This window comes from Streptomyces sp. 2323.1 (genome assembly GCF_900221035.1).
In the GTDB taxonomy this organism is placed as follows: domain Bacteria; phylum Actinomycetota; class Actinomycetes; order Streptomycetales; family Streptomycetaceae; genus Streptomyces; species Streptomyces sioyaensis.
Map to the genome: position 1 here is coordinate 5312835 of NZ_LT907981.1, position 17952 is coordinate 5330786.

Annotated in this window: 22 protein-coding genes and 1 tRNA gene; 21 read left to right on the forward strand and 2 right to left on the reverse strand. The window is 70.9% G+C overall.

Annotated elements, in window-relative coordinates; all coding sequences use genetic code 11:
* Positions 1–60: 60 nt before the first annotated feature.
* Complete coding sequence (locus CPH93_RS22830) at positions 61–453, reverse strand: GntR family transcriptional regulator (RefSeq protein WP_096213931.1); 393 nt, start codon at positions 451–453, stop codon at positions 61–63.
* 558 nt (positions 454–1011) lie between these two features.
* Between CPH93_RS22830 and CPH93_RS22835 the strand changes: the two genes are divergently transcribed.
* The 19 genes from CPH93_RS22835 (at position 1012) to CPH93_RS22910 (ending at position 12814) form a co-directional block, all read left to right on the forward strand.
* Entirely contained in the window at positions 1012–1395 is a 384-nt protein-coding gene (locus CPH93_RS22835; RefSeq protein ID WP_096213932.1) for a RapZ C-terminal domain-containing protein, read from the forward strand.
* Between the two features lie 105 nt (positions 1396–1500).
* Positions 1501–1677 carry a hypothetical protein gene (locus CPH93_RS35865; protein ID WP_159395042.1) on the forward strand — a complete coding sequence of 59 codons (177 nt, stop codon included), beginning with the start codon at positions 1501–1503 and terminating at the stop codon, positions 1675–1677.
* 112 nt (positions 1678–1789) lie between these two features.
* On the forward strand, positions 1790–1996 hold the full coding sequence (locus CPH93_RS22840) for a hypothetical protein (RefSeq protein WP_096213933.1): 207 nt from the start codon (positions 1790–1792) through the stop codon (positions 1994–1996).
* A gap of 172 nt (positions 1997–2168) precedes the next feature.
* Positions 2169–2438 carry a DUF6284 family protein gene (locus CPH93_RS22845; RefSeq protein WP_096213934.1) on the forward strand — a complete coding sequence of 90 codons (270 nt, stop codon included), beginning with the start codon at positions 2169–2171 and terminating at the stop codon, positions 2436–2438.
* Entirely contained in the window at positions 2435–2776 is a 342-nt protein-coding gene (locus CPH93_RS22850; protein ID WP_231976929.1) for a hypothetical protein, read from the forward strand. Before CPH93_RS22845 ends, CPH93_RS22850 begins: the two co-directional genes overlap by 4 nt.
* Positions 2773–3873 carry a conjugal transfer protein gene (locus CPH93_RS22855; protein ID WP_096213935.1) on the forward strand — a complete coding sequence of 367 codons (1101 nt, stop codon included), beginning with the start codon at positions 2773–2775 and terminating at the stop codon, positions 3871–3873. Before CPH93_RS22850 ends, CPH93_RS22855 begins: the two co-directional genes overlap by 4 nt.
* On the forward strand, positions 3873–4214 hold the full coding sequence (locus CPH93_RS22860; RefSeq protein ID WP_096213936.1) for an RRQRL motif-containing zinc-binding protein: 342 nt from the start codon (positions 3873–3875) through the stop codon (positions 4212–4214). Before CPH93_RS22855 ends, CPH93_RS22860 begins: the two co-directional genes overlap by 1 nt.
* Before the next feature lie 57 nt (positions 4215–4271).
* Positions 4272–4454, forward strand: a complete 183-nt coding sequence (locus CPH93_RS22865) for a hypothetical protein (RefSeq protein WP_159395043.1) — start codon at positions 4272–4274, stop codon at positions 4452–4454.
* A gap of 14 nt (positions 4455–4468) precedes the next feature.
* Positions 4469–4849, forward strand: coding sequence for a DUF6251 family protein (locus CPH93_RS22870; RefSeq protein WP_096213938.1), 381 nt, complete (start codon positions 4469–4471; stop codon positions 4847–4849).
* 92 nt (positions 4850–4941) lie between these two features.
* Positions 4942–5145, forward strand: a complete 204-nt coding sequence (locus CPH93_RS22875; RefSeq protein WP_096213939.1) for a hypothetical protein — start codon at positions 4942–4944, stop codon at positions 5143–5145.
* A 41-nt stretch (positions 5146–5186) separates the two neighbouring features.
* Positions 5187–5357: a DUF6257 family protein gene (locus CPH93_RS36255; protein WP_173909869.1), complete on the forward strand. Its 171-nt coding sequence runs from the start codon at positions 5187–5189 to the stop codon at positions 5355–5357.
* Positions 5358–5445: 88 nt separating this feature from the next.
* On the forward strand, positions 5446–7527 hold the full coding sequence (locus CPH93_RS22880; RefSeq protein WP_096213940.1) for a cell division protein FtsK: 2082 nt from the start codon (positions 5446–5448) through the stop codon (positions 7525–7527).
* Positions 7528–7676: 149 nt separating this feature from the next.
* The gene (locus CPH93_RS22885) at positions 7677–7943 is read left to right on the forward strand and encodes a hypothetical protein (RefSeq protein ID WP_096213941.1); all 267 of its coding nucleotides are present in this window, start codon (positions 7677–7679) and stop codon (positions 7941–7943) included.
* Positions 7934–8122: a hypothetical protein gene (locus CPH93_RS22890; RefSeq protein WP_096213942.1), complete on the forward strand. Its 189-nt coding sequence runs from the start codon at positions 7934–7936 to the stop codon at positions 8120–8122. Before CPH93_RS22885 ends, CPH93_RS22890 begins: the two co-directional genes overlap by 10 nt.
* A 9-nt stretch (positions 8123–8131) precedes the next feature.
* Positions 8132–8266 carry a hypothetical protein gene (locus CPH93_RS37315; RefSeq protein WP_269460117.1) on the forward strand — a complete coding sequence of 45 codons (135 nt, stop codon included), beginning with the start codon at positions 8132–8134 and terminating at the stop codon, positions 8264–8266.
* Between the two features lie 84 nt (positions 8267–8350).
* On the forward strand, positions 8351–9223 hold the full coding sequence (locus tag CPH93_RS22895; protein WP_096215552.1) for a bifunctional DNA primase/polymerase: 873 nt from the start codon (positions 8351–8353) through the stop codon (positions 9221–9223).
* Between the two features lie 2 nt (positions 9224–9225).
* Positions 9226–10701: an ATP-binding protein gene (locus CPH93_RS22900; protein WP_096213943.1), complete on the forward strand. Its 1476-nt coding sequence runs from the start codon at positions 9226–9228 to the stop codon at positions 10699–10701.
* Between the two features lie 521 nt (positions 10702–11222).
* The gene (locus CPH93_RS22905; RefSeq protein ID WP_096213944.1) at positions 11223–11420 is read left to right on the forward strand and encodes a helix-turn-helix transcriptional regulator; all 198 of its coding nucleotides are present in this window, start codon (positions 11223–11225) and stop codon (positions 11418–11420) included.
* Positions 11420–12814: a tyrosine-type recombinase/integrase gene (locus CPH93_RS22910; RefSeq protein ID WP_096213945.1), complete on the forward strand. Its 1395-nt coding sequence runs from the start codon at positions 11420–11422 to the stop codon at positions 12812–12814. The genes CPH93_RS22905 and CPH93_RS22910 overlap by 1 nt, the downstream gene beginning before the upstream one ends.
* A 168-nt stretch (positions 12815–12982) precedes the next feature.
* Here CPH93_RS22910 and CPH93_RS22915 read toward each other — a convergent pair.
* Positions 12983–13055, reverse strand: a tRNA-Arg gene (locus tag CPH93_RS22915).
* 302 nt (positions 13056–13357) lie between these two features.
* On the opposite strand from CPH93_RS22915, the gene CPH93_RS22920 reads away from it, so the two are divergent.
* Positions 13358–15409: a GTPase domain-containing protein gene (locus tag CPH93_RS22920; RefSeq protein ID WP_096213946.1), complete on the forward strand. Its 2052-nt coding sequence runs from the start codon at positions 13358–13360 to the stop codon at positions 15407–15409.
* A gap of 497 nt (positions 15410–15906) precedes the next feature.
* The gene (locus CPH93_RS22925; protein ID WP_231976930.1) at positions 15907–17811 is read left to right on the forward strand and encodes a YfjP family GTPase; all 1905 of its coding nucleotides are present in this window, start codon (positions 15907–15909) and stop codon (positions 17809–17811) included.
* The last annotated feature ends 141 nt before the right edge of the window (positions 17812–17952 follow it).

A 17952-nucleotide genomic window follows, 5' to 3' on the forward strand; every position in this document is an offset into this window, starting at 1 on the left:
AAGCGAGTTTGGACGAGGCGCGCGCCACGGCCGAAGGGCTGCTGAGGCGCGCCGACGCACTCACCGCGAACGTGGCGTCTCGCTACTCACGATCTCCTCAAGCCTATCCAGACGCTCACCGAGAAGCCGGAGAGCGTCATGGATCGAGCTGAGCTCTCCCGCCAGGGCGGCGTAGGCGGGGCTACTGCCCGGCTCGGTGCCGAGCGGTGCCGATGGGTCGCGCACGAACGTCCCGCGCCCCTGCTGGGTGAGAACCAAGCCCTCATCACGGAGTTGGCCGTACGCGCTCTGCACGGTCATGAGCTGCACGCCGAGCTTCTTGGCGAGCTGGCGAGCGGCCGGCAGTCGCTTCCCCGGCGAGTAGTCCTCGTTGTCCGGGTCCGCAATCTTCGCGCGGTACTCAGCAGCGATCTCCTTGGCTGTTCGCTTGGGCGCTTCGGGGCTCAGATCCATGACTCTGAGGGTAACCGGACCTAGGTCAATCTCAGGTCCTTCGGCGTACCTTCTTGACAGGCAGATTGACATGGGTCAATCTGAAATCACGCCGGAACGCGAAACCCGGAGGGGCTTCACCAACGGCGAGTTGTAAGTGCTTGACCTGCACGAATGCACAGGGCGGGGACGCTGCAATCCCGCTAAAGGCCAGGTGGAACAGGGTTTCGGCCCGTACTGGCGAGGTGGCCCGGTGACCGCGAGCAACGGCCGGAGAGTGGGGACTCGGTCCCCCTTGCAGTGCACAACCCATGCCCAAGCAACAGAAGGAGGCCCGCCATGACGCGTCGAAGTACCTAGGTGCCGCCTGTGCTGGACCGGTGCAGGCAGCAACGCCTATCGCGTCCAACCGCGGCGGACCCGAAGCAGTTCGGGCCCCGCGCGTGATTCATCCGGAGCTACCGCGGGATAGCCGCGGCCGGTTGCCTCCTCCGCCCGTCCGGGCGCCTCTTCGAGGGGCTGCTCGTACGGGCGGGGCCGAGGGGAGCCGGAACACCCCTTCGCTTCCGAGGAGTCCTCATGAGCGCTGCTGTAGAGATCGTGTCGTTCGGCTACCTGCACGACGCGCCGCCCACCGCCCACCTGACCATCGACCTGCGGCACCACTTCCGAGACCCGCACGTGTCGCCGGAGCTGCGGTACATGACCGCCGAGGACGAGCCGGTACGCGCCGCAGTACTGGGCACCGCCGGCATCACGGACCTGGCCGCGGCCACCGCGAGGGCGGTCGCCGCGTTCGCCGCCGGCCCGAGTGCCGGAGTCGTGACCGTCGCCGACGGATGCGCCGGCGGGCGACACCGCGCCCCGACCTTCGCTCTCGTGCTGGCCGACCTGCTGCGGCTGGCGGGCCACCAGGTCACGGTCACGCACCGGGACCTGCACCGCCCCGTCGTCCAGCGCTGAAGCCCCTCACCTGCATGTTCGCCCTGATGGTCGTAGGCCGAGTTCGACTCCCGGCCGGGGCACGCACGACCCACTCACTCTTGACGGAAAACGGAGAAAACGACCATGTTCCGAAAGAGCCCTTCCCCGGCGTCCGAGGACAACCAGAACCGTTCCAGCGATGACCTGCGGCGCGAGTACGCACTGATCAACCGGGAGCGGGCCGGCGGCGGGACCTCCCCGAATCCCGTAGCGGACCAGAACGACATCGCCCGCGAGCTGGAGCGGCGCGGCGAGCTGTAGGCCGCGCACTGCTCTTCAGCCCCGGCCCGCCACGCGGGAGCCGCGACGACGCCGGATCGAATCCGGCCCGGGGCACTGCGGCCACCCGGCCGCTCTCATCAAAGGAGCAGACATGGCCAGGATCATCATCACCGGCGACCACAACGGCGACATCGGCGGAACGGTCATCTCCGGCGCTTCCGGTCCGGTCGCCCTCAACGGCGACATCCACGTTGGCGACGTGCACGACGGCGAGGACACCGGCAACCGGACCTTCTCTGGTGACGGGATGACGGTCGTTGAGGGCGACAGCTACGGCACCATCTCCCGTTCCTTCTGACGCACACCGCCCCGGCATCCAGCCGTGAAGGGCGCCGGTCGAATCCGGCCCGGGGCAGCGGCCGCCACGCGGCCCGCCGCACACATTGTGTGCGGCCTCATCCAAACGGCGTGCGGCCCCGGGGCGCAATCCCGGGGCCGCTTGGGCCGTCCACCTTGGAAGGACACGACCCATGAACATCATCGTTCCTGTTCAGGGCGGTGTTACCGCCCCCGAGTATGACCGTGAGCCGACGGCCGCGGAGCTGGACGCGATCGACGCCGAGATGCCGCTCATCTCCGCGCAGGTCGAACTCCTCGACGCGCAGATCATGATCCTCGACCGGCCTGTCTCCGAGCTGGACGCCCGGCGCATCCGTCGGGCGCTGGGCAAGGTGCTCGCCGCGCGTCGCGCGGTGACGAACCTGTCCGCCGCGGCGTTCGTGCCGGAGGTGGGGGCGTGAGCGCTGTGACCATGAGCGATCTTGCCATGCCGTTGCATGTGCTGCGGCTGCTGGCCTGGGATTTCCCTGGTCTGCCCGCCATGGACGTGCAGGTGTCCCCGATCTTTCCGAACGAGCTGGAGTTGGCCAGCTACGGCGACTTCGGGGCGTTCGAGGCGTGGCGTGAGGCGCTGGGGATCCGGCCCGAGTCGGTGACGTACCGGGAGCAGACGGCGGGGCGGACGCGGGTGCTGCGCGCGGCGGTCGATGTCGATGGTGTCCGTGTGTGCCTGATCGGCTTCAGTGCCGTCGTGAGCTTCCAGGACACCGCGCTGACCGCCGCCGGGGGTGCCCGATGACCGGAGCCAAACTGACCCGGGTACAGATCGGCGTTCTGACTGCTGCGTTCGTGCCGATGCTGGCCACGGGCGTGTTCGGCGGGATCGGCACCTACAGCAACATCGGCCACGCCTACGGCAAGGGCACCGCACTCGGGGCCCTCGCCGCCGGCGAGGGCGCGACCGCCGTGCTTGCCCTGGTCCTGCTGGGGCTGACCATGCTGGGGCAGTCCTCCCCGCGCATCGTCCGGCTCGGGCTGTGGGCGCTGCCGGCAGCTGCCGCCGTTATGGGAGCGATGGCCGCCCCGGATCCGGGCCGCACTGTGATCTACGCCCTGACCCCGATGGGCATGTCCGTCTCGGCCGAGGGCATGGCGTTTTTGGCCCGGCGGATCGTGGTGCACACCGACGGCCGCGACGCGGAGAACGAGCGTCACACCGCCGATCTGGTGCAGGCACTCGCCTACCACCGCGCCCGCGCCGCGCATCACCCGACCGGTTGGGTGCGGAAGCGTTCGGACCGGGCATCGTGGCGACTGGCCCGCAAGGTCGGGGTGGGGGACGTGGCGCTGGGATCGAGGCTGCTGGATGTGCAGCGCGACCGCGTCACCGCCGGTGCGGACGCCGCGCTCGCTGCCATGTTCGGCGGGACCGCCCTCGATCCCGCACCGGCCGCAAATGCGGAGGAATCCACCGAGACCGAGAGGAAACGGTCTACGGCTGACCTGCCCGAATCGACCCCGGAACCGGTGGTGACGCTGACCCGGCTGACTCTGCCCGATCCGGTCGCGGTCGACCTGGGCAAGTCGATGCCGCTCAAGCCACTCCCCCCGGTCGACTCAGCTCCCGTCGCCTCGACCGAGCGGCGCGCAGTCGCGGCAGAGTCGACCCGACCGCGCCGCGCCACCGGCCGCGTCCCGGCGGTGGCGAAGTCGACCCGACCGAAGCGCACGCCGGAACAGTTGCTCGCCGAAGCACGCAAGGCGACGGCCGACTGGCCGGACGCAAAGGTAACCGGCGAGGGCATCCGCCGCGCCATCCACACGTCGCCGGCGAACGCCCGGTCGCTGCGGGACACGATCCTCGCCGAACGCGCCGCCACGGCTGAAGCCGCGTGATGGCGGCGCTACCGGTCTACCGGTGGCGCCTCGCCCCGGACGGCTACGCCACCCGCCGCCAGCTCCGGGCACGCGGCTTACGACCCGGTGGTCAGGGCGTGGCCGCTCAGCTCGAACGGCCGCGCCGCCGCCGGGAACCGCTGGTCGCCTACCTCTACCGCATCGACCAGGCAAAGCCGGTCCGGCCGATGACGCCCGGCCGCCGGGCCGCCCTCGACAAGGCCATGGCCGCTCGCCGCACCTGCCCCAAGTGCCGCACCGATGCCGGGTACTGCATCCCGCGCTCCCTCGGCATGTGCATCCCCTGCGCCTACCCCGACGACGAACAACGCGCCGCCTGACGACTCGCCTCGCAACGAGCGGGGACAGTCCCGGCCCACCCATCCATGGAGGACTTGATGTTCGGACGCAAGAACAGCAACAACGACGCCGTCACCGCCCACAAGGCCGCCAAGCAGGCCCTGCACGACAACCAGCGCGCGGAGAGGGCGGCCGGCATCCGCGAGGAGACCGACACCTACCGCGAGCTGAACGCGGCCGTGATCGAGACCGAAAAGCACGTGCCGTGGTACCGCCGCTGAAAGGAGGCCCGGCCGTGTCCACGCCGCGCCGCTACCAGTTCGACAACCAACTCCCCGCCCTCCCACAGCAGCAGGCGCCCGTGTACCGGCCCGAACCGCTCGGCGCTCCGGCTGTCTACGACCAGCAGCCGGTGGTGGTCCAGCACATCCACCAGGCGCCGCCGGATCGCACGGTGCAGCGCGTTGCGCTCGGCGCCGGCGTCGGGGGTGGGGCGGTGGCCGCGGGGGTGTACTTCGGCCCGCTGCTGGTCGCCGCCCTCTCGTCCATGGCCATCTCTCTGGCCGCCGTCGCCCTGGTCGTCGTCGTCATCGCGTGGGGCGTGGTCACCGTCGTGCGCTCGATCGGCGGGCCGGACGGCAAAGCCGCCGCCAAGACCCTGCGCCGTAAGGGCTGACAGCTGCTTCCGTCCCCCGCGGCCGCCGGCCGTGGGGGCGCGGTAGGGCCGGACATCCCGGACCCTGCACCACCGAATCTGAGGAGAACCCCGTGGGTTTCTTTGCCCGTCCCACCTCCGCCCGTGAGGCCAGCGCCAACATCCGTGAGGCAGAGGCCAGTCAGCGTCGTCTCCGAGCCCGCGGTGACTACGACGCGGCCCGCGCCCTGGACGACGAGATCAAGCACCAGAAGCGCGAGAAGGAGCGCATCGCCGACGAGCACGCCCGGGGCATCGACGAGATCTGGGGCGCCTGACCGCTCCAGCCCACGCCACACCCCACCGAAGGAGCAGTTGCATGGCAGACCCCAAGCTCACCGCCGGTGAAAAGGCCCGTATCGCCGGTCTGGTCGCCCGCATGTGCAAGCGCGACATGGCCGGGCCGAACGTCCACCAGGGCGACCTGCAGCGCCGCGTGAACCGGATTCTCGACGGGGCCCGCGAGCGCGAGAAGAACGCCCGCAGGTAGCTGCGCCCCGGGGCGGCCGCACCCGGCCAAGGAATCCGGCCGCCCCGGGCACCCCCACCACCTTCCAGCAGACAGGAGCAGTCCCAGCATGACGGACACCGTCACCCCCGCGGCGCACCTGCGCGCCGTACCGGACACCCCCGACCCCGACGAGACACCGGCCGCGCCGGTGCCGGTCGACAACCCTGCACTGCCTGCACCGGGCGTCACGGACGAGAAGCGCAAGCCGGTGGTGGCGGGGTGGTTGACCAACCGCCGCGACTTCCTGGCCACCGCCCGCCATGCCGGCGCCAACCTCGGCTACGCCTCCCTGTTCCACGGGGTGCGCCTGCCGGTCTACGCGGGGCGGCTGGCCTGCATGTCCCCGCGCGGTGCCTGCCGCTTCATCGCGACCACGAACCGGTGGGTCTGGGACCGCGAAGCGGCCCCGCTGCGGTCCTACGCGGTGCAGACCGAGGACGTGGAGGAGTACATGCGCCTGGCCCGGCTGCGGGCCGGACGCGTGCGCCTGCGGGGCCTGGTCACCCTCGTTGCGCTGGTCTTCGGCGCAGGGTTTGCCCTGTGGCTCTACGTCATGGCCCCCGCCCTGCTCTACGCCTTCGGTGCGGGCGGGGTGCTGCTGCTGGGCATGGCAGGCCAGCAGCCCGACGCGCCCGTCATCGGCCCCGCGGTGCTGAAGACCGAGGTGCAAAAGCTCACCGGCTCCATCGTCCTGCGGGGCCTGGACAGCATCGGCAACGCCAAGGTCACCGCCGCCATCAAAAAGGGCGGCGACATGAACGGCATGCGCTTCACCAGCGAAATCGTCCGCGACGGCCCCGGCTACCGCGCCGACCTCGACCTCCCCTACGGCGTCACGCCCGAAGACATCATGGAGGCCCGCAAGCCGCTCGCGTCCGGTCTGCGCCGCAAGGTCGGTTGTGTGTGGCCCTCTCCTGACCCGGCCGAGCACGAAGGGCGCCTGGTGCTGTGGGTGGGGGACAAGCCGATGAACGAGACCACCAAACCCGCCTGGCCGTATCTGAAGTCGGGGCAGGTGGACCTGTTCAAGCCGGTGGTGTTCGGCAACGACCAGCGCATGCGCGACGTGGCCGTAACCCTCATGTTCGCCTCTGTCGTCGTCGGCTCCATCCCCCGCATGGGAAAGACGTTCCTGATGCGGCTGTTCCTCCTGATCGCAGCCCTCGACCCGCGCGCCGAACTGCACGCCTTCGACTTCAAGGGCACCGGCGACTTCGGCGCGCTGGAGCCGGTCTGTCACCGCTACCGGGCCGGGGAGGAGGACGAGGACATCGAATACGTCCTGGACTCGCTGCGGGAGCTCAAGGACGAGCTGCGGCGCCGGGCGAAGGTCATCAAGTCCCTGCCCACCGCACGCTGCCCCGAGTCGAAGGTCACGCCCGAGCTGGCCAATGACAAGACGCTGAAGCTGCATCCGATCGTGGCCGGCTTCGACGAATGCCAGGTGCCCTTCGAGCACGAGGAGCACGGCAAGGAGATCGAAGCGATCTGCACCGACCTGGTCAAGCGCGGCCCCGCCCTGGGCATCGTCGCGCTCTTCGGCACCCAGCGCCCCGACGCGAAGTCCCTGCCCACCGGCATCAGCGCGAACGCCGTGCTGCGGTTCTGCCTGAAGGTAATGGGCCAGCCCGCCAACGACATGGTGCTGGGGACCTCGATGTACAAGTCGGGCTACCGGGCCACGATGTTCTCCCGCTCCGACCGCGGCATCTGCTGGATGGCCGGTGAAGGCGACGACCCCCGCATCGTCGCCAGCGCGTTCGTGGACGCGGTCGCCGCCGGCACCGTCGTCGCCAGGGCCCGCACGCTGCGCGAGGAGTACGGCAATGTCACCGGCCACGCCATCGGCCAGGTGCCCGAACAGACCGCAGGGGCGGACATCCTCGCCGACGTGCTGTCCATCATCCCCGCCACCGAGAAGGCCGTGTGGTGCGAGCGCATCGCCACCCGGCTCGTCGCGCTGCGGCCGGAGACGTACGAGGGCTGGAAGGGCGAGAACGTCACCGCCGCGCTCAAGCCCTGGGGCATCAAGCCCGGTCAGGTCTGGGGGCAGACCGACGACGGCGAAGGCAAGAACCGCCGCGGCATCGACCGCGCCGACATCACCGCCGCCATCACTCGCCGTGACGCCGATCGGGCCGCAGCCTGACCCAGCAGCGCCGCTAGACCTAGCAGTCATCGCTGCTAGGTCTAGCACCCCCGCTAGCACCCAAAAGGGCACCTGACCAGCGAACTAGCGTCTAGCGCCCTACCTGCGCCAACCCCGGAAAACCGCCGTAGAGACGGGAGTTGCCCCGCATGCTCGCCGCTAGCACCCTGCTCATCCTCGCCACCCTCGCCGGTTACGCACTGTTGTGTGCGATCCGGCCGTTCGCCGTCTGCCGCAAGTGCTCCGGCACCGGCCTGCGCGACGCCCGCAAGGCCATGAAGCTCTGCCGCCGCTGCCGCGGCACCCGCTACCGCCTGCGCGCCGGCCGCCGCCTGCACAACGCCGGCCGTCGCCTCCACGCCGACGGCAGCCGCACCCACCGCATCAATGACAAGGAGTCCCTGCCGTGGCAATAACCCTCTCCGTCGTCGTCATCCTCGGCGTCCTGCTGGCCCTGCTGATCCGCTACAAGTCCCTCGGCATCGGCGCCGCCCTCGTCGCCGTCCTCTTCGGCTTCTACCTCGCCAACACCAACGCCCGCCACACCATCAACGACCTGACCACCGCCGTCACCCAGGCCATCAGCGGCCACTGAGGAGCCTCCATGTACGAGGACGAAGACTTCATCGACTGCGAACTGTGCGACCCCATCGATGGCGACGAGCCCTACCCCTACCCGCACTGCTGCGGCTGTGGCGCCGACGGCTCCAGCGAACGCCCCGACTGCACCTGCGCCTAGCCATGGCTAGGGCGGCCCGCGTCTCGCCAAAGCCTCGGGCCGCCCTGGTCTCCAGTCCTGATCAGACCAATGGAGGTCTCCAGCATGACTCAACATGTCCCGATCCGGCGAGAGCGCCGGGGCGAGCATCTGCGGACAGCGCTGTGTCTGGCTGCCCGCGGCATCCCACCCCTGCCGCTGCGGGCGGGAAAGCTCCCGTTCGGCAACTGCCCGGCCTGCGAGAAGAGCGCCTGCGGGGACCGCCCTCACATGAAGGCAGCCGGGCCTTGCCGGTGCCCGCGTCCGTGCCACGGCTGGGCCGCCGCCACCACCGACCCCGCGATCCTCACCTCCGCCGCATGGGCGTCCGCGTGGCGCCAGGCGGCGGCAGTCGCCTACTACCCCGGTGGGGCGGGGCTGACGGTGGTCGACCTGGACGACGCGGCAGCCGTCGCGTGGGCTCGTGAGGCCCTGCCCGCCACCCGCACGGTACCGACGACGCGGGGCGAGCACTGGATCTACCAGGGCACCATGCGCTCGGTGAACGACGTCCGTGACGGTGTCGACATCAAGTCGCTCATGTCCTACGCGCGGTGGCTCGGTCCCGGAACCGGCACCATGACCGCCCTGCCGGACGCCGTGCGCGCGCTGGCCGTGAAGAAGCCCTCCACGGTCCGGCCTGCACGGCCTGTCGTCACCGTGCCCGCGCTCGCCGGGGGCGGGGCGTGCCGCCACCGCACGCCCGCCTATCTGGAGCGTGGCATCGCCATGGCAGAGCAGCGCATCACCGAGGCTCGCAGTGCGGTCCACACCACCGTCTACCGGACCTTCCTCGCTGTGCTGTCCGCCCATGGCCGGTGCGGCTGCCTCACCGACGCCCACGTCGCGCGGCTGTTCACCGTCGCACAGGCCAAGGGCGAATCCCCCCGGCACTGCACCGACGCGTGGACCAACGCCCGCACCCGGTTGGGGCTGTGACCATGTCCGACGACGAAAAGAATCCAGCCCGCGAGATCATCACCGACTACGCACAGGCCCACTTCCGGTACTTCCGCACCGCCGACGGCACCGTGTACGCACAGAAGAACGGCCACCCCGTCGCCCGCCCGATCCGCTCCCAGGGCACCACGGGCAGCCACCGCCAGGAACTCATGGTCGGTCTCTTCCGCGACGGCCACGGCGTGTTCAACGGGACCGCGCTCAAGGAGGCGTTGGATCTGATCGAAGCACTCGCGCTGACCGAGGACGTGCAGCCCGTCCACATCCGCGTCGCCCCCGGATACGACGGGGCGACGTGGCTGGACCTGGGCCGCAACGACGGGCAGTCGGTCCGCATCCACCCCACCGGCTGGGACATCGCCATCCCCGACCCGCGCGAGGTGTGCTGGCGGCGCACCCAGCTCACCGGGGAACTGCCCGTGCCGGCCACAGACACCGACGGCAAGGGCATCGACCTACTACTGAGGCTGACCAACTTCGCCACCGCGGAGACCGAATGCTTGGCCATCGCCTGGCTCATCGGCTGCCTCGGACCGTCCGTGCCCGTCCCCGCGCCCTTCCTCACCGGCCCCCAGGGCGCAGGAAAATCCACCGCGGGGCGCATGCTCCTGCGGATCATCGAGGGCATGAGCAGCGACCTGCGCCGCCCCCCAAAGGACGAGGACAATCTGACCGCGGCCGTCGCGGCCGGGTGGGTCACCGCCCTGGACAACCTCTCCCACATGACCCCCGACCTGTCCGACGCCATGTGCTGCATCGTCACCGGCATCGAAAACGTCAAACGCGCCCTGTTCACCGACGGGGACGTCTTCCGCGCCCGCTACCGCCGCCCCCTCCTGCTGACCGGCATCGACGTCGGCGTCATCCGCCCCGACCTCGCCGAACGGCTCCTGCCCCTGCGGCTGGAGAGGCCCCGTGTCCGGCGCACCGAGGCGGAACTGTGGGCGGAGTACGCAGAGGTCCTGCCCGTGGTCCTCGGGTCCTTGCTCGATCTCACGGTCAAGGTCCGCGCGGCAGCGGCGGAGACCCCTACTGACCTGCGGATGGCGGACTTCGCGCACCTGTGCGCGCAGCTCGACGCGGCAACCGGCCTCGGAGCGCTCACCGCCTACCGGGCCAGCCTGGACGACTTGAACGACGACGTGATCGAGGGCGACCTCCTCGCACAGACCGTCCTGAGGCATGCCGAGGGCCTTGAGGCGGGTGGAGAGCAGCGGATGACCTCCACCGAGTGGTTGCACTGCCTCAGCCGCCTCTACAACGGCGATGAACTGCGTCCCCTGCCCAAGGGCTGGCCGACCACGGGCAAAGTCCTCTCCGACCGGCTCAAGCGCCTCCAGCCGACGCTTGCCGCTCGCGGTGTCCTCATCGACTCGGGCCGCACCAGCGAGGGCCGCTACCTCGAAATGACCCGCCTGCAAGCCCCGACACCGCACGATCCGAAGCGGATGTTCTGACCCGCGTTTCGCACGATGCCCAGACAAGCAAGAAGAGCACCATCGGCCACCACCGAGGTGGCGTGCTCCTCTTGCTGTTCGGCGCAACGCGCCGCCCCACAAGACGCGCCGCGCAGCGGCTCTTTCTTCACGCTGTAAGGCGCACCGCACCACAACAGACACCCCCTCTTTTGTCCTAAGAGGGAAGACGCTGCGTCATCTGCGTCATGCAGACCGGAAAACGGCCCCTGACCTGCGGCTACAGCCATGACGCAGACGGCGGGCCGTGCGTCATCCTGCGTCATCTGCGTCACCCGATGACGCAGCCCATGACGCGCCGATGACGCACCCCCAAACCACTGCGTCACACAAAACCGCAGGTCAGAAGCTCGAATGACGCTGATGACGCAATGACGCAGAAATCCGCACCTCGGACAGGTCTGAGCTGCGACACACCGCGACTCAACACCCGCTAATCCGCTCTGAGTCGCGACTCAGAGCGCTGCCGCTCCAACCTTTTCGCCCCCGAGGAGGGGAACTCGATGGCCAGCACTCCCAGGACTCGCGTGATGCTCACCGTCCCCGAGCTGTGTGTGGAGCTCGGCATCACCCGCTCCACCTTCTACGACTGGCGCCAGAAGCAGCGGGCTCCTCGCTGCATCAAGCTGCCGAACGGCGGCATTCGCGTGCGCCGGGTTGACCTTGAGATCTGGCTGAACGAGCACGAGGACGCTGCTTGATGGACACGACGTACGACGTGAAGTTCTGGAAGACCTCCGTGTACGAGGGGAGGAAGAAGACGACGTACACGGTCCGCTGGGAGCTGGAGGGCAAGGAGTGGCGGAAGCCGTTCGGCACCGTCGCCCTCGCGGACTCCTTCCGGGCGGGACTGGTATCCGCCGCAAGAAAGGGGGAGGCGTTCAGCCTGTCCACCGGTCTGCCGGTATCGCACCTGTCCCGCGCGGCCGGCGTAACTTGGTACGACTTCGCGATCCAGTTCGTTGACCAGCTCTGGGAGCGGACGTCCGGGAACAACCGGAAGACCGTGGCGAAGGCGCTCACGCCCGTCACCATCGCCCTGCTTCGGTCTCAGCCGACGGCGTTCAAGGGTGTCGACGTGCGCCGGGCCCTCCGCGAGTACGCCTTCAACACCCTCCGGCGGGACCAGGCCCCGCCGGAGGTCGCCGTGATCCTGCGCTGGGTGCAGCGGAACTCGCTCGCCATGGCTGCGTGGGAGGACGAGAGCACCGTGGAGACGGCCTTGCGCGCGGCCGGAACCAAGCTGGACGGCACGCCCGTGGCCGCCAGCTCGGCCCGACGGACCAAGCGCGTCTTGAACGTCCTCTTCGAGTACGCCATCAAGAAGAAGGTGCTCAAGGAGAACCCGCTCCCGAAGGGCAAGGGCACCACCGCGGCCAAGACCTCCTCCGCCGTCGACAAACGGTCGCTGCTCAACAAGGAGCAGGCCTCCAAGTTGCTCAGCTGGATCTATGCGCGGCCGAGGGGCGGTCAGCGGCTGCACACCTTCTTCGCCACGATGTACTACGCCGGCGCCCGGCCCGAGGAGGTCGTGGCGATCGATGTCGGGGACGTACGCCTGCCCGACGCGGACGCCTACGACCAATGGGGCGAGCTGCTGCTCCACACCGCCCACCCCGAGGTCGGCAAGCAGTGGACGAACACCGGGGAGGTACGCGAGGAGCGCGGCCTCAAGGGGCGGGCCGCCGACGACACCCGTACGGTGCCCTGCCGTCCCGGGCTGACGCGGTTCCTCCGTGCCCACATCGAGAAGGAAGGGCTGAAGCCCGGCGATCTGCTGATGCAGGGAGAGAAAGGGGGAGACCTGGCCGGGTCCGTGATTAGGCGAGCGTGGCGGCGGGCGCGGAAGGAAGTGCTCACCTCCTACGAATTCGGAACCCCCCTCGGTCGCCGTGTGTACGACCTCCGGCACACCTGCCTGACCAACTGGCTCAACGCCGGCGTTCCGGCCGCGACCGTGGCTGAGTGGGCGGGCAACAGTGTCCCCGTGCTGCTGGCCACGTACGCCCGATGCATCGACGGGCAGCTCGACGACTTGAAGCACAGGATCGAGCAGGCGGGGGAGCTCTCGGACTCGGCAGCTTCGGGGGCCTGAAAACTTCTCCGCGTATTCTCCGCCGCCACCCGCAGAAACCCGGTTTCAGCCGGACACCGTCGGACGTGCCCCACCCCCGTGGAGGGGCGCGTCCGGTCCCTCCATCGCTCACTGGAAACGGGCTCTGACCAGCAAAAAGACCCTCCCCGTGGGAAGGGTCTTGAAGAGCGCCCCCGGCAGGACTCGAACCTGCGGCCAAGTGCTTAGAAGGCACCTGCTCTATCCACTGAGCTACGGGGGCCGGGTGTGGACGTGGATCACGGACCGCGGTCAAGGATAGAGGTCCGGGTGCCTCGTCCCGGTTGCTTCACCTCCGTGGCACGTTGTGGAGGTTCCGTGAAGCGGTCCCGATAATCGCAGGCAGGTACGAATCCTGCACCGCTTTTGACGTCCCGCGCGTCGGGTGTTGTGCACTCGTTATGCCTCAGTCTCGCTCGTCGCGAGCGTCTCATGCGCCACTGATCCCGTTCTGTACGCATTCTTGCGGCGCGCACGAGGGGTTATACGCTTCAAAAGCGCAACGAAATTGGGCATTCTGCACATGTGGCGACCTTGGACGTACGACCCCGGCTGCTCGATGCACTGTCCGTTCTGCGCGACCGCGTCGACGCCGCACGCTTTCCACTGCCACTTCGGGGGGCTGCCCGGGCCCGGCGCAACCGGGCCGAGCTGCTCGCCCAGCTCGATGACTATGTGATTCCCCGCCTGCGTTCCCCGCAGGCCCCCCTGCTCGCGGTGATCGGCGGATCGACCGGGGCGGGCAAGTCCACGCTGGTGAATTCGCTGGTGGGGCGGCGGGTCTCGGAGGCGGGGGTGCTGCGTCCGACGACGCGTACGCCGGTGCTGGTCTGCCATCCCGACGATCTCCGGTGGTTTGCGGGACCGCGTGTCCTGCCGCAGCTCGCCCGGATGTGGGTGCCTGAGCAGGACGACGGCGGAGAGGGCGAGTACGCGGCGGGTGCGGGCCTGGGCCGGGGGGAGTTCGGGGTCCGGGGAGGGGGCGGAGTGGCGGCCGGTGGCGGGCGTGGGTCGAGTGGCGTGCAGGGCGCTCAAGGGCGCCGTATGGCTGAGGAGCTCCATGGCGGGGAGGGCGGGCGGTCGGGGCGTGAGGGGCGTGGTGGCCCGCGCGGGGCGGGTGGGGAGCGGGGGAGAGGAGTAGGGGGTGAGGCAGAGGAAGTGAGTGAAGCGAGTGAGGTGTACGGGGGTGGTGAGGCGGAGGGCGCGTTTGGGGCCGGATATGGCTATGCGGGTGGTGGGGGTGCTGTCGGTGGTGGTTTTGGGGCGCATGAGGGGGCGGGTGGGGCCGCGGGTTCGGGGATGTTCACGGTGCGGATCGAGACGGAGCCGGCGCTGCCCAGCGGTCTGGCGCTGCTGGATGCCCCTGACATCGATTCGCTGGTCGCGCGGAACCGGGAGCTGGCCGCGGAGCTGATCTGTGCGGCGGATGTATGGGTGCTGGTCACCACGGCCGCCCGGTATGCGGATGCGGTTCCCTGGCACCTCCTGCGGACGGCCAAGGAGTACGACGTCACCTTGGTGACCGTGCTGGACCGGGTGCCGCACCAGATCGCCACCGACATCTCCGGGCGGTATGCGGAACTTCTCCAGCGGGCCGGTCTCGGCCACGTCCCGCGGTTCACGATTCCCGAGCTGCCCGAGTCGGCCGGCGGCGGGCGCGGGCTGCTGCCCGCCACGGCCGTCGCGGCGCTGCGGGACTGGCTGGAGCGGCATGCCCAGGACCCCGTGGCCCGCACGGCCGCCGCGGAGCGTACGGCCACCGGGGTGATCGCCTCGCTGCGCAGCCGGCTGCCCGCACTCGCCGGGGCCGCCGCCGCCCAGCACGCCGCGGCGCTGCGGCTGGCCGGGCGGGTCGAGGAGGCGTACGAGCGGGCCGCGGAGCGCGTACGGCAGGAGGTCGCGGCCGGGGAGGTGCTGTCCGGGGACGCTCGCGCCCACTGGCGTGACCATGGGCTCGACGGCCGGTCGGACGAGTTGCTCGATGCCCTGACCCATGGCCTCACCTCGCTGCTGACCTGCGCTGTGGAGGAGGCCGATGAGCGGTCCGCGGACGCCTGGCGACGCGATCCCGCGGCGGCCGAGGTCGCGTTGACGACGGCTGAAGGCGCGGCCGGTGCGGGCGAACGGCTCGGTGTGATCGTCCGGCGCTGGCGGCGCTGCCTGGAGGAGCTCGCCGAGGAGGAGACGCGCGAGGCCCGGGCCGGTCAGGCCGGTGAGCGTGCGGGGTCGGTGGAGCCCGAGGAGTCGGCGGCGCTGTTGGCCACCGCACTGCTCGGTGGCCGTCGCGCCCGTACGGCGGGCGAGAACCTCGCCGACCTGTTGGGGGCGCAGAGTGCGCTGCGGCTCTGCGAACGGGGCAGCCGGCTGCTGGCCACGTATCTGGAGCGCGCGTTGCACGGTGAGCGGGAGCGGCGGCTGGCTCCGCTGGACCAGCTGACCGTGCCCCCGGACCAGCAGGCGGAGCTGATCGCCGCACTGTCCGTATTGCAGCGCGAGAAACAGCGGGAGCAGAGGAAAGAAGAGGAGACGGCCATGGCGAGGGAGATGGCGATGGGGAAGGAGGGGGTGTCGGGGTGAAGGTGTCCGAGGTGACCGGTTCCGGGGAGGGCTCGGGGGACGGACGCGAGTCGGGGGAGGGGGCGAGCGGACGGACGGCGGCGGGTGACGTCGGTGGGCGGTCGGCGGAGGGTGCGGCGTCGGTGGGTGGCGGGGGATCGGTGGGGTCGGTGGGGTCTGTGGAGCCGGAAGAGTGCACGGAGCCCGTGGAGCCCGCGGAGGTTGTAGGGGCGGGAGCCGGTGGCGTCTGGGATGACGGGTTGATTGCGCGGCGGGCCCGGGATGTGGGGGTGTCCCGGCCGGGGGTGCGGGACGGAGTGAGCGGGGCGCGGGTGGAGTCGGCGGTTGCGGCGGGTGTGGCCTCGTCCGCCGGGGATCGTGCCGACGGGACGCGGGGGAGGGCGGGGGCCGCGGCCTGGGACGGGGAAGCGGGCTCCGGGGAGGTGTTCACTGCGTCGCGTGCCGAGGCGCGTACGGAGGGCATGGTCCGTCCGCGGCGGTCGAGGGGCGGGGAAACCATGGCGGAGGGGAGCGGGTACCGGTGGGCGGAGGACGGGGGGCGGCGGGCCGTGCGGGGCGGGCTGCGCGGTCGGGTGGACGCGCTCCGGGAGCTGATCGCGCTGTCCCGTACCCGGCTGGACGGGCGGGCGCTGGAGAGTGCGGGGAGGGTGCTGGAGACGGCGGACGAGCGGTTCCGGCTGTCCGGTGAGCACACCGTCGTAGCGCTAGCGGGGGCGACCGGGAGTGGTAAGTCGTCGCTGTTCAACGCGCTGGCCGGGGCGAACCGTTCGCAGGTCGGGCCGCGGCGGCCGACGACCGCGGAGCCGGTGGCCTGTGTCTGGCCGGGCAGCCGGCCGGGTGCGGAGGGGCTGTTGCACCGGCTGGGTGTGCCCACGCATCGTCGGCACGCCCCCGCGGACGCCAACTCCGAGCTGCGCGGACTCATTCTGATCGACCTGCCCGACCACGACTCCTCGGCCACCGAGCACCGCGCCCAGGTGGACCGGATGCTGGAGCTGGTGGACGCGGTGATCTGGGTGGTGGACCCGGAGAAGTACGCCGATGCGGTGCTGCACGAGCGGTATTTGCGGCCGCTGGCGGGCTACGCGGAAGTCATGTTCGTCGTCCTCAACCAGGTGGACCGGCTGCCGGGGGACGCCGCCGACCAGGTGGTGGACGATCTGCGTCGGTTGCTGGACGAGGACGGCCTGGCGCTGGGGGAGCACGGGGAGCCCGGGGCGGCGGTGCTGGCGCTCTCCGCCGCGACCGGCAAGGGCGTGGGGGAACTGCAGGAGGCGCTGGGTCAGTTCGTCGCGGAGCGGGGGGCGGTGGACCGGCGGCTGGCGGCTGATGTGGACGCGGCGGCCGAGCGGCTGCGGTCGGTGTACGTGGCGCAGTGCCCGGTCGGGCTGACCGAACAGGCCCGGGCGGAGTTCGATGACCGGCTGGCCGAGGCGGTGGGGGCGGTGGCCACCGGGCGGGCGGCGGAACGCGATTGGCTGCGCCATGCGGAGCGCGCGTGCGGGACACCGTGGGCGCGGCTACGGGGGCGGCGGGCAGGACGGGGGAGCCGGTGGGAGAACCCCGGCTCCGGGGTGGGGACGACGGGTGTGGGGGCGTCCCGGGGAGCGACGGCAGGGGTGGGAGCCTCCCGGCGCGGAAGGCCTGGCGCCGGGAAGGCCGTGCAGGGACAGATCTGCGCGGGCCGCGGCGAGGCGGGCCGGGGAACGGAGTCCGGGCCGACGGGAACCGGGAGGGCCGGCTCCGGACAGACCGGTACCGGGCGGAGCGGGGTGCGGCAGGGCCTCATGGGAGAGCCGGGTGCGTCCGGTCACCTGCGGGCGGGCGGGAGTTCGGCCGGTGGCGCGGAGCCGGCGGTGGACGGTCGGGCGGCGGCGCGGCCCGTGGTGGAGCATGCCGTACGGGCGGTGGCCGGTGAGGCGGCGCACGGCTTGCCGGCGCCCTGGGCCCAGGCGGTGCGGGAGGCGGCCGAGCGGGGTGCGTACGGACTGCCCGAAGCGCTGGACAAGGCGGCGGCCGCTGCCGAGGAGTCGCTGCGGGGCGGGCCGGCCGTGAAGCCGCGGTGGTGGACGGTTGCCGCCTCGCTGCAGGGGCTGCTGCTCGTACTCCAAGTCGTCGGCGTCCTGTGGCTGCTGGGTGTGGTCACGGGTCTCGGTGACGGGACGGACTGGATCTCCGGGCTGTCGCCTGCGGTGCTGGGCTTGCTGGGCGGGCCCGCCCTGACATGGCTGTGCCGGGCGGTGGCACGCGGGCCGGCCAGGCGCTACGGGCAGGACGCGGAGCGGCGGTTGCGGGGTGCGGCGGCGGGGTGCGGCCGGGCACGGGTCCTGGAGCCGGTCGCCGCCGAGCTGTTGCGCTATCGCGAGGTGCGGGAGCAGTACGCGGTGGCGTCGGGGGTGTGACGGGGGGACGGGCCGCAGGAAGGGCCCGGGCCGCAGGAAGGGCCCGGGGAACAGGAGGGAGGGGGAGCCGGAAGGGCGGGAAGCAGGCGGGCGTGAGGCGAAGGGCAGCTGCGCCCGCCGGGCTCCGGACATCCGGCCGCG

Bases quoted from the DNA above. Each gene is read 5' to 3' on its own strand.
- CPH93_RS22910 (WP_096213945.1), top strand. From the start codon at position 11,420: ATGGACACGACGTACGACGTGAAGTTCTGGAAGACCTCCGTGTACGAG.
- CPH93_RS22860 (WP_096213936.1), top strand. From the start codon at position 3,873: ATGGCGGCGCTACCGGTCTACCGGTGGCGCCTCGCCCCGGACGGCTAC.
- CPH93_RS22925 (WP_231976930.1), top strand. From the start codon at position 15,907: ATGGCGGAGGGGAGCGGGTACCGGTGGGCGGAGGACGGGGGGCGGCGG.
- CPH93_RS22840 (WP_096213933.1), top strand. From the start codon at position 1,790: ATGGCCAGGATCATCATCACCGGCGACCACAACGGCGACATCGGCGGA.
- CPH93_RS35865 (WP_159395042.1), top strand. From the start codon at position 1,501: ATGTTCCGAAAGAGCCCTTCCCCGGCGTCCGAGGACAACCAGAACCGT.
- CPH93_RS37315 (WP_269460117.1), top strand. From the start codon at position 8,132: ATGTACGAGGACGAAGACTTCATCGACTGCGAACTGTGCGACCCCATC.
- CPH93_RS22905 (WP_096213944.1), top strand. From the start codon at position 11,223: ATGGCCAGCACTCCCAGGACTCGCGTGATGCTCACCGTCCCCGAGCTG.
- CPH93_RS22880 (WP_096213940.1), top strand. From the start codon at position 5,446: ATGACGGACACCGTCACCCCCGCGGCGCACCTGCGCGCCGTACCGGAC.
- CPH93_RS22895 (WP_096215552.1), top strand. From the start codon at position 8,351: ATGACTCAACATGTCCCGATCCGGCGAGAGCGCCGGGGCGAGCATCTG.
- CPH93_RS22865 (WP_159395043.1), top strand. From the start codon at position 4,272: ATGTTCGGACGCAAGAACAGCAACAACGACGCCGTCACCGCCCACAAG.
- CPH93_RS22855 (WP_096213935.1), top strand. From the start codon at position 2,773: ATGACCGGAGCCAAACTGACCCGGGTACAGATCGGCGTTCTGACTGCT.
- CPH93_RS22885 (WP_096213941.1), top strand. From the start codon at position 7,677: ATGCTCGCCGCTAGCACCCTGCTCATCCTCGCCACCCTCGCCGGTTAC.
- CPH93_RS22835 (WP_096213932.1), top strand. From the start codon at position 1,012: ATGAGCGCTGCTGTAGAGATCGTGTCGTTCGGCTACCTGCACGACGCG.
- CPH93_RS36255 (WP_173909869.1), top strand. From the start codon at position 5,187: ATGGCAGACCCCAAGCTCACCGCCGGTGAAAAGGCCCGTATCGCCGGT.
- CPH93_RS22845 (WP_096213934.1), top strand. From the start codon at position 2,169: ATGAACATCATCGTTCCTGTTCAGGGCGGTGTTACCGCCCCCGAGTAT.
- CPH93_RS22830 (WP_096213931.1), bottom strand. From the start codon at position 453: ATGGATCTGAGCCCCGAAGCGCCCAAGCGAACAGCCAAGGAGATCGCT.
- CPH93_RS22900 (WP_096213943.1), top strand. From the start codon at position 9,226: ATGTCCGACGACGAAAAGAATCCAGCCCGCGAGATCATCACCGACTAC.